Consider the following 14108-nt stretch of genomic DNA (forward strand, 5'->3'; position numbering starts at 1 on the left):
GCGAAATCGCACTGCTCCACATTGAATGGAAAAGCGTGTCGTAAGCATCATCATAGGCCCCTGTGATCACCGCCGTAAGACGGTACACAGAGTCTGGATAATGGCAGGATCTTTGACCACGAACTTGTCGAGGCCGTACGAAAGATCGCCGGCAACGGCACCGGCGACACGCGCTGGAAAGTTCCGGGCGTGCTCGACTGGTCGACGGGAATCTACAATCCCAATGTCGATATCTCGAAGGACACGACGACGCTTTATGCGTCTGATCGTGACGTCTTCCTGTTCCTGGTCGACGACCTCAATCCGATTGAAGCCGGCAGGCTGCCGAACGGAGAGCCGGATCTCTACTTCCGTGGTTTCTATTGCTGGAACTCCGAAGTTGGTGCCCGTACGCTCGGAATCGCCAGCTTCTATCTGCGCGCCGTGTGTCAGAACCGCAATTTGTGGGGCGTCGAAGATTTCGAGGAAATCACCATCCGGCACTCCAAATATGCCGCTTCGCGCTTCGCCCTCGAAGCGGAGCCGGCGCTGATCCAGTTCGCGGATTCCTCGCCGATGCCCTTTGTCAACGGCATCAAGGCCGCGCGAGAACGGATCGTCGCCCGAGACGATGATGATCGCCAGAGCTTCCTGCGCAAGCGTGGTTTTTCAAAAACCGAGACCACCAAGATCATCGATACCGTGCTCACAGAGGAGGGGCGGCCACCCGAGACGGTCTTCGATTTTGTCCAGGGCATTACGCGCGTCGCTCGGGACAAGGAGCATCAGGACGTACGGCTGGATATGGAAGGCAAGGCCAAGAAGCTCCTCGACCTCGCAGCCTGATTCCATACCGCGTCGGCGATGCACCCTCCCTCCACAGTCGAGTGCGCGGCTGCCCGTGCGGCCGGCGCGCGCGCGCGGGCGGCAGAGGCAGAGGGGGGAGGGGAGGTTTCGTGACGGGCTTGGAGGTTCGGGGAGTGGCCCCGGGCCGCCCGTCATGGAGACCCTGACCATGGCAAAGGCCATTCAGAAGATCGCAATGAACGCCGCGGAGAACATCCCCTACGACAAGCTGATGTTGTCGCAGAAGAATGTTCGACGCATCAAGGACGGCGTTTCCGTCGAGCAGCTTGCCGAAGACATCAGCCGGCGCAAGCTCCTGCAAAGCCTGAACGTCCGTCCCGTGCTCGACGGCGATGGCGAGGAAACCGGCACGTTCGAGGTGCCCGCCGGCGGCCGGCGTTATCTCGCGCTCGGCATCCTCATCAAGCAGAAGCGGCTGGCGAAGAACGAGCCGATCCCCTGCATCGTCAACCGCAGGCAAGAGACCTCGGCCGAAGAGGATTCGCTTGCCGAAAACCTGCGGCGCGCCGACCTCCATCCGCTCGATCAGTTTCGGGCCTTCAAGACGCTCAGCGATCAGGGCCTCGATCCGGACGAGATCGGCGCCCGCTTCTTCGTATCGCCGGCGACGGTGAGGCAGCGCCTGCGGCTGGCCTCGGTGTCACCGAAACTTCTCGATCTCTACGAGAAGGACGAAATCCGGCTCGAGCAGGTCATGGCGTTCTCGATCTCGGACGACCACGCGCGCCAGGAGCAGATCTGGGAGCGGATATCCAACTCGCACACGCAGGAACCCTACTACATCAGACGCCTGCTGACCGAGACGACGGTACGCGCAGACGATCGCCGGGCCGTCTATGTCGGCGCGGAAGCCTATGAGGCAGCCGGCGGCGTTGTCCTGCGCGACCTGTTCGAGCAGGATTCCGGCGGCTGGTTCCAGGATGCAGCACTGCTCGAGCAGCTGGTCTTCGACAAGCTGAAGGTGGATGCCGAGGCGATCCGTGCTGAAGGCTGGAAATGGGTCGAGGCGGCGATCAGCTTTCCCTATGGCCACACCTCCGGCATGCGGCGCATCTACGCCGAAGCCCAGGAGCTCAGCGCCGAGGAGATCAAACGCTACGACGCGCTGAAGGCCGAACACGACAAGCTCGATGCGGACTATGCCGCGGCCGAGGATGCCGACGAGGCAATCGAGGCGAAGCTCGACCAGCTGGGCGCCGAGCTCGATGCGATCGACGACCGTCCTCAAAGCTACGACCCCGCCCAGAAGGGCATTGCCGGTGTGTTCGTGACGCTTGCCGCGCACGGCAAGCTCCAGGTCGAGGCCGGTTTCGTGCGCGCCGAGGACGAGCCCCGTCCCGAGACCGGCGGTGGCGATGAGCGCGAGGAAGGGGACGCCGAGGGCGAAGCCCGGTCTAACGGCGACGGCGACGGCGACGACGATGGTGTTGTCGTCAACGGCAAGCCGGTGGATGACAGCTCTGGCGACGACGGCGAGGAGGACGGCATCAAGCCGCTGCCCGATCGGCTCGTCTTCGACCTGACCGCACAGCGGACGCTGGCGCTGCGCAATGCGCTCGCCGGCGACGCCGACATCGCCTTCTTCGCGGCACTCCATGCCTTCGTCCTGCAGGTCTTCTATCGCTTCGCGCCGGACAGCTGCCTTGAGATCAGCCTGAAGAGCGGCAGCTTCAGTCAGGTCGACGGGCTTGCCGAGACCTCCTGGGCGAAGGAAATCGCCGAGCGGCACGAAGCCTGGGACCGTGAGCTGCCCGATGAGACGGACGGCCTGTGGGACTTCCTTCTCGGCCTCGACGAGGCAAGCCGCAAGGCGCTGTTCGCCCACTGCGTCTCGCTGACCCTCAATGCGGTGGTCGAACCGTGGAACAGGCGGCCGCGGGCGCTCGAGCATGCCGACGTCCTGGCCAACTCACTTCAGTTCGATATGGTCGACGCCGGCTGGACGCCCACGGTCGAGTTCCTCGGGCGCCTCACCAAGGCGCGGATTCTGCAGGCTGTCCGCGAAGCCCGTGGCCAAGACTCCGCGCAGCTGATCGACCACATGAAGAAGGAGATCATGGCCCGTGAGGCCGCCCGACTTCTCGAGGGATCGAACTGGCTGCCGGAGCCGCTGCGCCTCGAGGTCGAAGACGCGGCTGCCAATGGCGGCGGCGCAATCGCCGGCGAAACGTCGGACGAGGCGACGCTCGATGGCGATGCGGCCGAACTGCCGGCCTTCCTCGCCGACGATGCGGATCCGTCCTCCGATGAGCCGGTGACCATCGACGGCGACGAGACGGACCATCTCCAGGCCGCCGAATAGTCGGCCTCCCGCTCCCCACCAGGCCCGGCACCTCCGCCGGGCCTGTTCGCTTTCATGGAGATCGACATGTTCGACTGGAACCGAAGCTGCTCCTACGACGAACAGCAGAAGAGACGTTTTCACACGACAGCCCGCTCACGGCTGAAGAAGCTCGCTGCCGAGCTTGCACTTCCGCCAGGCAGCTTTGACTTGCGCTCCAATAAGGCGGGCATCGCCGTTTCCGGGGAAATCACCCTGCATTATGACCGCGCCTATATCCAGGTCGGCCAGTTCGGGCTTTCCTCGGGCCACGGCGTCCTGATCCGGACCTGCAAGTCCCGCAAGGACTACACAGGCGGGGCCAACCATTTTGTCGCGCTCGGCATGCTCGATGACATTGCGGCCCTCGCCGCGGCCGTCCGCGCCATCACCGGCATCGGACGGGGTCCATCTCTTTCCGCAGACCGCCGCGCCGCCTGAGGCCACAGCCCCGACATCCGAAGCCTGCGGCGGCGCCTGTTAACCGCACGGCGCCGCAGAGCTCTCCAAGGAGGGATATCGGAAGACGATCACGGCAAGCGCGGAACGCCCCCGATCCTCCAGGGGACCATCGAAGACCACAATTCCGATTCATCCGAGCCCGGCCATCGTGCCGGGCTCTTTCGTCTTCAGGTCACGCCGCGCGGTGTCGATCTGCTTCAGGAGCCAACCGCCATGACCTCAAATCCATCCTTCAGGAAGGTGCTCGTCGGCGTTGCCACGCGCGAGCACATGTTCCAGCTGTTCAATCGACACAAGGACAACGCCGACCTCGATCCGCTTTCCGGCACGCCGTATTCAGGTGAGTGGTTCCAGATCGAGGCCTCCTCCTACCATTTTATGCTCGGACTCCTGCCGCCTCTGTTCCAAAGGTCCGGGCTGTTCGGCATTTCGGAATTCAAGGCCGGCAGCGTCACCAGTGTGTTTTTCGAGATCAGGATCCGGGGCCGCGAACGCTGGTATCACGGCTTTTGCGACCTCTCGGATCGGCAATCCCCAGACAAGATGCGGGCCGCCATCATCGCCCACGAGACGGGCGCGACCGACAGCATGACCCGAGAGGAAAAGCTCGAGGCCATCTGGAACACGACGCATCCGGACTTCAAGGGAATAGCCGGCGAAATCAATCCCGACGCCTGGCCCGTCGAGCATCACGGCAAGCGTGCAGTGTTGGTCGATGACGGCCGCGACGGCACGATCCTGAAACTGCTCGAGGATCTGTCGGACGACGAAATCGACAGCCGCATGCCCGCGATACGCGAACGCAGTAGAAGGAGAGGGGGCAACGATGCGGACCCCTCGTAAGCCGCCGCCACGAGGCGAATATGCGCATCTATCAAGCGCGTTCGACCTGGGCATGCCGGACCTGCGCCTTCGGCAATTGCTGGGCGAGGTCTGGAATGCCCCGCCTCGCGGCCAACCTCCAGCGTTGCGATGGCTTCTGTTTCGTGCGGCTGGTTGAACGATGCATCGAACCCGGCCTTCCCGCGGGCGCGACTTTGCCGAGCGGCACCGGCCAGCTTGCGCGTGGGAAATATCGGCAAGCCATTCGGCCGCGGCTTGGATGAGGAAGGCTGAGATAGCGGCCAGCGTGCCATCCCCACGAGGATTAATCGGTTGAAAACGACACTTGCCCTCCCGCGGGCTCTTTCTATAAAGCTCTACCCGAGAGACAGCGATCTATCGGCAAATCGTTTCTCACCAGGAAAGGCATATGAAGCAACAGACCCGACCATTCATCGTAGAGGTTAAACAAAAGCGCGGCGTTCAAAAACAGGGTCGTCCCATTTGGGGTGATGTTGACCTGTCCGCTATTGCGGCCGAGGTGGCCAAGGATGCAGAGGTAGTGTTTCTGCCAAATCCTCGGCCGGTTGACACCGTCGTCGGGTCTATCGATGCAGAAGATCAACCCAATCAGAAAGCGGAGCCTTACATGGCCGATCCTCAGGAAGCTCAATCACGCCAAGGTACTATGGAAGCATCTGCCACGCCGAACCCGCTCGAGACGAAAAAGAAAATCTTACGGCCGAGAAAGGCAAAGGCTGAGCCCAAACAGCCTCCCCGAAAGAATGGCGCCAAGCCTGCTTCGAAGGCAGTCGAAGCCCCAGCTGCAGCGGTCCGGACCGGGCGAAAAGTCTACTCCCGGATCGAACGCTCGCAAAGGCTTGCCCAGATCGGTAACTCGATTGCCGGCGGCGCTACCCTCAAGCACGCCGTCGGTCAGGCCGGTATATCCGAACAGACCTATTATCTCTGGAAGAAGGCCGCAGCGCCTGCCCAGGATAGCGGCGACCTCAGGGATCTGCTCGCGCTCGAGGAAGAGAACAAGCGACTGAAGAACCTGCTTGCGGACCGTTTGCGCAAAGAGAATGCCGAGCTGAAGAAGAAGCTAGGCCTCGCCTAACCCGCCAACGAAGGACCGCGCGACGATCAAACTGGCAGTGGCGGCATATCGCCATCGCCGACCCGCCATACCCAAGAGCCGATCTCCGGTCGCGCGGCGATCATCTCGTCGAGCGAAGCCTCGAACGTGCCATCTGTTCCGGCCGGGACGACAAAGAACGCGATTGGCTCCTCCCTGTTCTGAAGCAATGCGTTAGCGATCGGCTGGTCGGGCTGCAGGTCGTAGCGCAATCCCTTCACGCTCTTCTCGCGAAGACGGGCCAGCGCATCGACGAGCCTCTTCTCAGGGACCGTCTCGTAGGGAATCCAGTTCTCGGACACCACCATCAGCGCGATCTCCTCGACAATGGCGAGGCCGGCCGGATTGAGCCCGAACGTCGCGATCACTATCAGATGTGAACTCGAATCCGCTTCCCACAGCGACAATTCCTTCTCGAAACGTGCCTGCAAACGCCGATGCAATGCGTCATCGATGATGAAGGGAAAACCGGGCAAATGCCTGATGACAAGTTTCTGACCGGATCGGGCTGGCACGATCTCCTTCACTTCACCGACCAGGACCAGCAACTTTCGTGGACCGGATTTCGGCGGTAGTGCTGGAGCAAGGACCGTGTTGCGACGCTGTTCAATCGCTTGCCTGTTCTCGGCCCGGAACGGCTCGGGGACGAACAGGATATCCGCGAGCGGTCCACCCCTCACCGTCATTTGCCCGGCAGCCTCCAGAAGATGCCAGCGGACATTCCACCAATGTCGCTTGCCGGCCCATCTGGATGTCCAGACCGTCAATTCGGCCTCGTGCCAGAGATAGTGAAGGAGGCCACGTAGTGACATCCTCCTGGGATCTCCGGTTACACTGGCGGAGTTTTGGCCAGCAGGCATGGACGCTGCCCGCCCGCCCGTCTTCGACAGGCTGAAATCGAGTTTCAAAGCCGCCATGCCGCTTTGCTGATCGAGCTGGATCGCGCTGCCCATCAAGGCGCCCAGCCCGGACAGTTCGTAAGGGGACTCGTAGGAATCGCAGGAAGACTCGTGCCCGCCGCCGCTGAGCGGCATGCGCTTGATCAGGTAGAGGTCGCCGATGCGGGCGACATACATCGGGCAGCCGGGCTCACGGCACAGGCATAGTGGACGCTCCCTGCGGGCGTAGGCGTTCGCTAGCGCCGCCTGCAGGTCAGGCGCTCCCTCCTCGTAGACCTCACTGCCAATTCTGAACCCTCGCATCACCTCCGCAGCTCCAGGTCGCCGCCGCATCCCGCGCATTCAAGTCATGGCTTTGCGCTGAGCGCAACCCGTTTGGTGCATTCCAGAGGGAGAGGGGTGCCGGGAGGAGTGCGGCCCGGCTGGCGCGGAGAGAGTGCCGGCGCACAGGCCATTCCCCTCTCGCGAAGGACATCTTCATGAATATCGTCACGACAACATCGACCGTGGCCCGGACGGTCGCTCCCCTTGCCGCGCCGGCACCCGTTCCCATCGCCAAACATAACGCCCAGGCGATCCACCAGGCGGCAACGCTTCTTTTTCCCTGCCTCGAGCAGGGCAAGCTCGTCACCAGCAACGCACTCCGCGCCGCCATGACGGAAAGCTTCGGCGGCACCGATGCGCAAGGCTTTTGGGTCTGGAAGGACGCCTATGAAGCCCTCGAAGCCGCGCAGGTCCTGTTCATCCGCAGGTTCGGCCCGACGATCCTATCTCGCTCGACGTCGCCGCAGGCGACGCTCACGATGATGAAGCGCGTTGCCGAACTCCTTCCCACCCATACACGGCGCTCGGACGAGAGCCAGGCGATGCAGCAGCTGTCGACGCCGCTGCCGCTCGCGTTTGTCACCGCCCATGCCGCGGCGATCACGGCTTTAGACCTTGTTCTTGAACCCTCTGCCGGCACGGGCCTTCTCGCCATCCATGCCGAAACAGCCCGGGCTTCGCTTGCCCTCAACGAGCTTGCCGCGACACGCGCCGACCTTCTCGGCCTGCTGTTTCCGCGCGTCCCCGTCTCACGGCACGACGCCGCGCATATCGACGATCATCTCGATGCGGACATCCAGCCTTCCATCGTGTTGATGAACCCGCCCTTCACTGTTGGCGCTCATGTCGATGGCCACGTCGCCGATGCGGCGTGGCGGCACCTGTCCTCGGCGTTCGCGCGACTGCGCCCGGGCGGCCGCCTTGTCGCCATCACCGGCACCGGGATCTCACCAGAAAATCCCAAGTGGATGCCTGCCTTCGAACGACTGCAGGAGCACGGCACCGTTCTCTTCACCGCTGCGATCGACGGCCGCGTCTATGCCCGCCATGGAACCACGGCCGAAACCCGGCTGACCGTCATCGACAAGGTGCCCGCGGCCGACCCTTCCCGGTTCGTCGCCTCGCCGGGAAAGGCCATGAATGCCGAGACATTGCTCTCGTGGATCTCCGATCTGCCGCCGCGGACGCCGGGCGCCTATCCGAACTCGATCGGCGCTCTCGCGAGCGGCATCCTGCGCGACACCGCCTTGCGCATGGCTGGGCGGTCCGCGGCCAGGTCCACGCCTGCCTCTGTCCCAAAGACCGGGCAGCCGGTTCGCCCAGCGGCCCGGACCGCGCCTGCCCGCCCGGTGATGGCAAGCACCCCGGCTGTCCCCCTTGCCTATGAACTGAGGGACTGGATGCCGGAGAAAGGCGGCCGGCTCACCGACACGATCTATGAGCCCTACGCCCTCCAGGCGATCCATATTCCCCAGGCGAAGCCACATCCGACGCCGCTTGTGCAGTCGGCGGCGATGGCGGCGGTCGAACCGCCCCGGCCTGCCTATCGCCCGTTGCTACCTGTGGCCGTCGTCCAAGAGGGCCTGCTGTCCGACGCCCAGATCGAAAGCGTCATCTACGCCGGTGAGGCCCATTCCGGCCATCTCGCCGGCACCTGGACGGTGGACGACACCTGCGACGTCGTCTCGGCCGCCCCCGAAGCCGCCGAGAACACGGTCCGGTTCCGTCGCGGATGGTTCTTGGGCGACGGCACCGGCTGCGGCAAGGGACGACAAGTCGCCGGCATTATTCTCGACAACTGGCTGCAGGGCCGTCGGCGAGCACTATGGATCTCAAAATCCGACAAGCTCCTGGAGGACGCCCAGCGCGACTGGGCAGCGCTCGGCCAGGAACGGCTTCTCGTCCAGCCGCTCTCGCGTTATCGGCAGGGCACGCCGATCCGCCTTGCCGAGGGCATCCTGTTCACAACCTACGCGACGCTCCGCTCGCAGGAGCGCGAGGGCAAGAAGTCCCGCATCGCCCAGATCCTCGAATGGGTTGGACAAGAGGCGGGGAGGGCCGAAGGCCCGACTGGGACTGAAGAAAACTCGGCGGGGAGGGTCGGAGGCGCGACAGGGACTGGAGAGAACGGGGCGGGGAGGGCCGAAGGTCCGACGCGGGCCAAAAGGTCTTTCGATGGCGTCATCATCTTCGATGAGGCGCACGCCATGGCAAACGCCGCCGGGGGAAAAAGCGAACGCGGCGACGTCGCTCCCTCGCAGCAGGGCAAAGCGGGCCTGCGCCTGCAGCACGCGCTGCCCGATGCCCGTGTCGTCTACGTGTCGGCGACCGGTGCGACCGCCGTGGAAAACCTGGCCTATGCGCAACGTCTCGGCATCTGGGGCAGCGAGGATTTTCCGTTCGCCAACCGGGCCGAGTTCGTCGCGGCCATCGAGGACGGCGGTGTCGCGGCCATGGAGGTGCTCGCCCGCGACCTCAAATCGCTCGGCCTCTATATGTCGCGTTCGCTCTCCTATGACGGCGTCGAATACGACCTCCTCGAGCACGCGCTGACAGAGGAGCAGATCCGCATCTACAATGCCTATGCCGACGCCTTCCAGGTCATCCACAACAACTTGATCGCAGCGCTCGAGGCGGCCAACATCACCAGCGATTCCGCCACGCTCAACCGCAACGCCAAAGCGGCGGCGCGATCGGCCTTCGAGAGCACCAAGCAGCGCTTCTTCAACCACCTTATCACATCGATGATGACGCCGACGCTGATCGGCGCGATCGAACAGGACCGCGGTGACGGTCATTCGGCAGTCGTGCAGATCGTCTCCACCGGCGAGGCGCTGATGGAACGGAGGCTGGCCGACATCCCCACCGAGGAATGGTCGGATCTCCACGTTGATGTCACGCCGCGTGAGTACGTAGGAGGGTATTTGACGCACTCCTTCCCGACGCAGCTGTTCGAAGAGTACTCGGACGCCGAGGGCAACGTCACTTCGCGGCCCGTCCATGACGCGGACGGCAATCCCGTCCAATGCCGCGAAGCGGTGCGCCGGCGCGACGAGATGATCGAAAAACTCGCGTCGCTGCCACCGGTCGGCAGCGCGCTCGACCAGATCCTCCATCACTTCGGCACCGATGTCGTTGCCGAGGTTACAGGCCGCTCGCGGCGCATCGTGAAGAAGACCGGCCGCGACGGCGTCGACCGGCTTGCCGTCGAGAACCGTCCCGGTTCGGCCAACCTCACCGAGACGCAAAGCTTCATGGATGACGACAAGAGCGTGCTGGTCTTTTCCGACGCCGGCGGCACCGGCCGCTCCTATCACGCCGATCTCGGCGCAAAAAACCAGAGACTGCGCAAGCACTACCTGCTCGAGGCCGGCTGGCGCGCCGACAACGCCATTCAGGGTCTCGGGAGGACGCACCGCACCAACCAGGCGAGGCCGCCGCTATTCCGGCCCATGGCCGCCAATGTGAAGGCCGGCAAGCGGTTCCTGTCGACGATAGCCAGGCGGCTCGACACGCTGGGCGCGATCACGCGTGGCCAGCGCCAGACTGGCGGGGCAGGGCTGTTTCGCGCCGAGGACAATCTTGAAAGCCCCTATGCCCGCGCCGCGCTGCGCCAATTCTACTATCTGCTCCACCAGGGCAAGATCGAGGGCTGCTCGCTCACCACCTTCGAAGCGGTCACCGGCTTGTCGCTAACCACCGACGAAGGTGGGCTGCGCGACGAACTGCCGCCGATCACAACCTGGCTCAATCGGCTGCTTGCGTTGCGCATCGAAACCCAGAACCTGCTGTTCGAGGTGTTCGAGCAGTTGATGACGGCGAAGGTCGAAGGCGCCATCGCTGCCGGCAACTATGACAAGGGACTGGAGACGATCGCGGCGGAGAGCATCGTCGTCACGGATCGTAGGACTGTTTACACACACCCGGTCTCGGGCGCGCAGTCGCATGTGCTGACCGTCGCGCGCAAGGACCGCATCCGACCGCTCGGCCTTGTCGATGCACTGGCGATTGCGCGCGCCGAGCCCCAATCCGTCATGCTGGTGAACACCCGTTCGAGCCGCGCGGCGATACAGCTTCCGACGGCGAGCCTGATGCTCGACGACGGGACCGTCGAACACCGCGTCCGCCTGCTGCGGCCAACCGACGAGCTGCGCTTTGGCCTCGACGCCCTTGCCGAAACGCACTGGCAGCCGGCCGAGCGAAACCTGTTCTGTGACCTCTGGCAGACTGAAGTCGCCGCCGTCCCGGAGTTCACGACGAGCACCTTCCACATCGTCACCGGCCTTCTGTTGCCGATCTGGCGGCGGCTGCCGGACCACGACTGCCAAGTCTACCGCATCCAGACCGATGCCGGCGAGCGCATCATCGGGCGTCACATCGCATCGACGCTGGTGGCGACCCTGTTCCGGAACCTGGGTCTCGACGATGTGCCGACGCTCGCGCCAGAAGAGGCCTGGACCGGGCTCGTGGAAGGCAAGATCGGGCTGCAGCTCGCGGATGGCCTTATCCTCCGTCGCAGCCGGGTCATGAACCACTACCGTGTCGAGCTGATCGGCTTCACCGATGCGATGGTTCCCCGGCTGAAGGCGCTGGGGCTGATCTCCGAAATCATCTCCTGGAAGCTGAGGCTGTTCATCCCGACGGCCGCGCAAGGGTCCGCCATCCTGGCCTCGCTCCTCGATCGCCATACGCTGGTCGGTGTCACCGACCGTGCGGCAGCGGCTTGAGGGGCCGCGACCATGACCGGCTCGGCTTCCGATCTGGCACACCGCCTTGGCGATCATGCCGAGGCGGTGTGCCGCGAATATCTTTCCAACGGTCATCGCTCGGGCAATCACTGGATTGTCGGCGACGTGCGCAACACGCGCGGCCGCTCCATGCACGTCCGCCTGAAAGCCAATGCGAAAGGACCAGCAGGCAAATGGGTCGATGAGCAAAGCGGCGAACATGGCGACCTGCTCGACGTGATCGAGGCGAGCTGCGACCTCACGGACTTCCGCGAGGTCGCGGACGAGGCGCGTCGCTTCCTCGCCATGCCGCGGTCCCGACTGCAGTCTCAGACCCTTGGAGCGCAGCGCCAACCTGCCGCGGCACGCGGTTCGCCCGACGCCGCGCGTCGCCTGTTCGCCATGTCGCAGCCGATCGCCGGCACGCTGGCCGAGCGTTACGTTGCCGGCCGCGGCATTCTGCTTTCCACGCGCGAGCTCGCCCTGCGCTTCCATCCCGCCTGCTATTACCGGGATTTCGTGACGGGCGAGACGCGGACGCTTCCCGCCCTGATCGCGGCGGTCAGCGGCCTCGATGGTCGCATCACCGGCCTGCAACGGACCTGGCTTGATCCTGCGGGCAATGGCAAGGCGCGGGTCGCCGATCCACGGCGCTCGCTGGGCCACCTTCTGGGTAACGGCATCTGGCTTGGCTTCCAGCCCGGTACGCCTGTTCCGGTCATGGCTGCCGGCGAGGGTTTTGAGACGATGGCCTCGCTCCGGACGGTGATGCCGGCCCTGCCGGTGGCAGCCGCCACCTCGGCCAATCACCTCGCCGGCCTCATCTTCCCGCACGGCTGTACCCGCCTCTACATCGCGGCAGATGCGGACGCCGCCGGCCGGCAAGGCATCGAGCGTCTCAGCCAGCGAGCAGGCGAGGCCGGGATCCTCGCCCTGGTGCTGCAGCCGCGGCTCGGCGACTTCAACGACGATCTCCGCCAGCTCGGCCCGGCCCGCCTCGTGGCTTGGCTGCGGGGCCAGCTCATCCCGGATGATGCCCGTCTCTTTCTGCCGTCCGGATGAGCGGCCCAAACAAACCGGCAAGTTGTCCGGGCGGGCAGGGGCGGCGTCACCGGAAGGTTTGCAGGCATGGCGGCGGTCCGCCGGAGGGGCCGCGCCCGCGGCCTGCCTGAGAGGCGACCCCTGCCACCCCCCGGTCACTGCCGCAACGGCTGCGCCGTCCTCCGCTTGCGCTTCGGCCTTCGGTGCGGCCGCGCCCGGGGCGCGGCGGGGATGCGCTGTCAGGCCGCGATCGGCGCGGCCTCGACCGACGGAGACACCCCATGACCTACGAGCTTCCTTTCGACGACGTCCACGAGCCCTATCACGCCTCCTCGCCGACCGACCGCGTCATCCTCGAACTGCAGATGTACGGTCATCGTCCGCATCAGGACGAGCCGGACCCGCGCCCTCTGCCCGACGACGAGGTGATCCGGGCAGGTCTTGCCGGGATCGTCGAAACCTTTGCCGGCATGCTCGGCGACACCAGGCTCGAACCCGATCTCGACGACCTGCTCTGGTCTTTTACCAACGTCTTCCATCGCGCCGCCGAACGCGTCGCCCGCAGCCTCGACCGCAACGAGGATGCGCAGCGTTCGAGCCAGAGCGAACAGGACGGCTCGGAGGTGAAGTCCGTCGAGTTGGAACGGCTCACGGGCGAAGGCATCACCTACATCGAGCGTCGCAACGTGCTGGAAATCATGCGCGACGAAGCCGCCGACCTCTACGAGGCGCAGACCGGATCGGCATGGCGGCCGCGCACCGGATCCAAGGTCTCCCATCAGGCGATGACAGCGGCGGTGATCGACTCCAGAGACTTCCTCGCCGCGCGCCGCCGCGCAGACACCGAGGTTCTGGTGCCGGCCGGCACCAAGATCGCTTTCGCCGGCGGCCTCGACTTTAACGATCACGATAGGATCTGGGACGCGCTCGACAAGGCCCGTGAGAAGCACCCGGACATGGTTTTGCTCCACGGTGGCAGCCCGCGCGGCGCCGAGCGCATCGCCGCCTGTTGGGCCGAGAACCGCAAGGTCACGCAGATCGCCTTCAAGCCGGACTGGAACCGGCACGCCAAGGCCGCACCGTTCCGCCGCAACGATCAGCTGCTCTCGGTGGTGCCCTACGGCCTGATCGTCTTTCCCGGCTCCGGCATCACACAGAACCTCGCCGACAAGGCCCGCCGCCTGGGCATCCCCGTCTGGCGGTTCGCGGAGGGCGGCGTGTAAAGCGCCGGTTTCCTCGCATCCGCATCATCGAACCCGACCGGGCGCGGTCGGGTTTGGCCCGCGCACAGCGCACCGAAGCCGCGCGCGAAGAACGGCACCCCCTAGATGGTATCGCCGCGGTGAGCATTCAGCCAGGAAATGTCGTATTGCACTCCGCGTTACAATTACGTATATACGTCCGCAGCACAGGAGCGCGCCATGGCCACTACGGCCACGAGGAAGGAAACACCCGTCTCGATGCGGTTTCGCGACGATGATCTCACCATCATCGACCGCGGCGCGGAGCTGCTCGGCCTGTCGCGCACT

8 protein-coding genes and 1 pseudogene are annotated in these 14108 nt (G+C 64.6%); 8 read left to right on the forward strand and 1 reads right to left on the reverse strand.

What is annotated here, in order from left to right; genetic code table 11:
- Nucleotides 1-96: 96 nt before the first annotated feature.
- The 5 genes and pseudogenes from ACFFNA_RS34015 to ACFFNA_RS34035 form a co-directional block, all read left to right on the forward strand.
- Nucleotides 97-825: pseudogene (locus ACFFNA_RS34015) on the forward strand (DUF932 domain-containing protein); the annotation flags it as partial.
- 169 nt (nt 826-994) lie between these two features.
- Entirely contained in the window at nt 995-3148 is a 2154-nt protein-coding gene (locus tag ACFFNA_RS34020; protein ID WP_378924239.1) for a ParB/RepB/Spo0J family partition protein, read from the forward strand.
- Between the two features lie 66 nt (nt 3149-3214).
- Entirely contained in the window at nt 3215-3607 is a 393-nt protein-coding gene (locus tag ACFFNA_RS34025; RefSeq protein WP_378924241.1) for a hypothetical protein, read from the forward strand.
- A 234-nt stretch (nt 3608-3841) separates the two neighbouring features.
- Nucleotides 3842-4471, forward strand: coding sequence for a DUF1419 domain-containing protein (locus tag ACFFNA_RS34030; protein WP_378924243.1), 630 nt, complete (start codon nt 3842-3844; stop codon nt 4469-4471).
- 409 nt (nt 4472-4880) lie between these two features.
- Nucleotides 4881-5570 carry a transposase gene (locus ACFFNA_RS34035; RefSeq protein ID WP_378924245.1) on the forward strand — a complete coding sequence of 230 codons (690 nt, stop codon included), beginning with the start codon at nt 4881-4883 and terminating at the stop codon, nt 5568-5570.
- Nucleotides 5571-5596: 26 nt separating this feature from the next.
- On the opposite strand, the gene ACFFNA_RS34040 is transcribed toward ACFFNA_RS34035, so the two are convergent.
- Nucleotides 5597-6790 carry a DUF1173 domain-containing protein gene (locus ACFFNA_RS34040; protein ID WP_378924251.1) on the reverse strand — a complete coding sequence of 398 codons (1194 nt, stop codon included), beginning with the start codon at nt 6788-6790 and terminating at the stop codon, nt 5597-5599.
- A gap of 176 nt (nt 6791-6966) precedes the next feature.
- Between ACFFNA_RS34040 and ACFFNA_RS34045 the strand changes: the two genes are divergently transcribed.
- The 3 genes from ACFFNA_RS34045 to ACFFNA_RS34055 all read left to right on the forward strand — a co-directional run bounded on the left by ACFFNA_RS34045 (nt 6967) and on the right by ACFFNA_RS34055 (nt 13802).
- Entirely contained in the window at nt 6967-11538 is a 4572-nt protein-coding gene (locus ACFFNA_RS34045) for a strawberry notch-like NTP hydrolase domain-containing protein (RefSeq protein WP_378924246.1), read from the forward strand.
- A 12-nt stretch (nt 11539-11550) separates the two neighbouring features.
- Nucleotides 11551-12600 carry a DUF7146 domain-containing protein gene (locus ACFFNA_RS34050; protein WP_378924248.1) on the forward strand — a complete coding sequence of 350 codons (1050 nt, stop codon included), beginning with the start codon at nt 11551-11553 and terminating at the stop codon, nt 12598-12600.
- 260 nt (nt 12601-12860) lie between these two features.
- On the forward strand, nt 12861-13802 hold the full coding sequence (locus tag ACFFNA_RS34055; protein WP_378924250.1) for a DUF2493 domain-containing protein: 942 nt from the start codon (nt 12861-12863) through the stop codon (nt 13800-13802).
- The last annotated feature ends 306 nt before the right edge of the window (nt 13803-14108 follow it).

The organism is Mesorhizobium kowhaii, from assembly GCF_042431665.1.
In the GTDB taxonomy this organism is placed as follows: Bacteria; Pseudomonadota; Alphaproteobacteria; order Rhizobiales; family Rhizobiaceae; genus Mesorhizobium; species Mesorhizobium kowhaii.

Bases quoted from the DNA above. Each gene is read 5' to 3' on its own strand.
- ACFFNA_RS34035 (WP_378924245.1), top strand. From the start codon at position 4,881: ATGAAGCAACAGACCCGACCATTCATCGTAGAGGTTAAACAAAAGCGC.
- ACFFNA_RS34055 (WP_378924250.1), top strand. From the start codon at position 12,861: ATGACCTACGAGCTTCCTTTCGACGACGTCCACGAGCCCTATCACGCC.
- ACFFNA_RS34020 (WP_378924239.1), top strand. From the start codon at position 995: ATGGCAAAGGCCATTCAGAAGATCGCAATGAACGCCGCGGAGAACATC.
- ACFFNA_RS34030 (WP_378924243.1), top strand. From the start codon at position 3,842: ATGACCTCAAATCCATCCTTCAGGAAGGTGCTCGTCGGCGTTGCCACG.
- ACFFNA_RS34045 (WP_378924246.1), top strand. From the start codon at position 6,967: ATGAATATCGTCACGACAACATCGACCGTGGCCCGGACGGTCGCTCCC.
- ACFFNA_RS34040 (WP_378924251.1), bottom strand. From the start codon at position 6,790: ATGCGAGGGTTCAGAATTGGCAGTGAGGTCTACGAGGAGGGAGCGCCT.
- ACFFNA_RS34050 (WP_378924248.1), top strand. From the start codon at position 11,551: ATGACCGGCTCGGCTTCCGATCTGGCACACCGCCTTGGCGATCATGCC.
- ACFFNA_RS34025 (WP_378924241.1), top strand. From the start codon at position 3,215: ATGTTCGACTGGAACCGAAGCTGCTCCTACGACGAACAGCAGAAGAGA.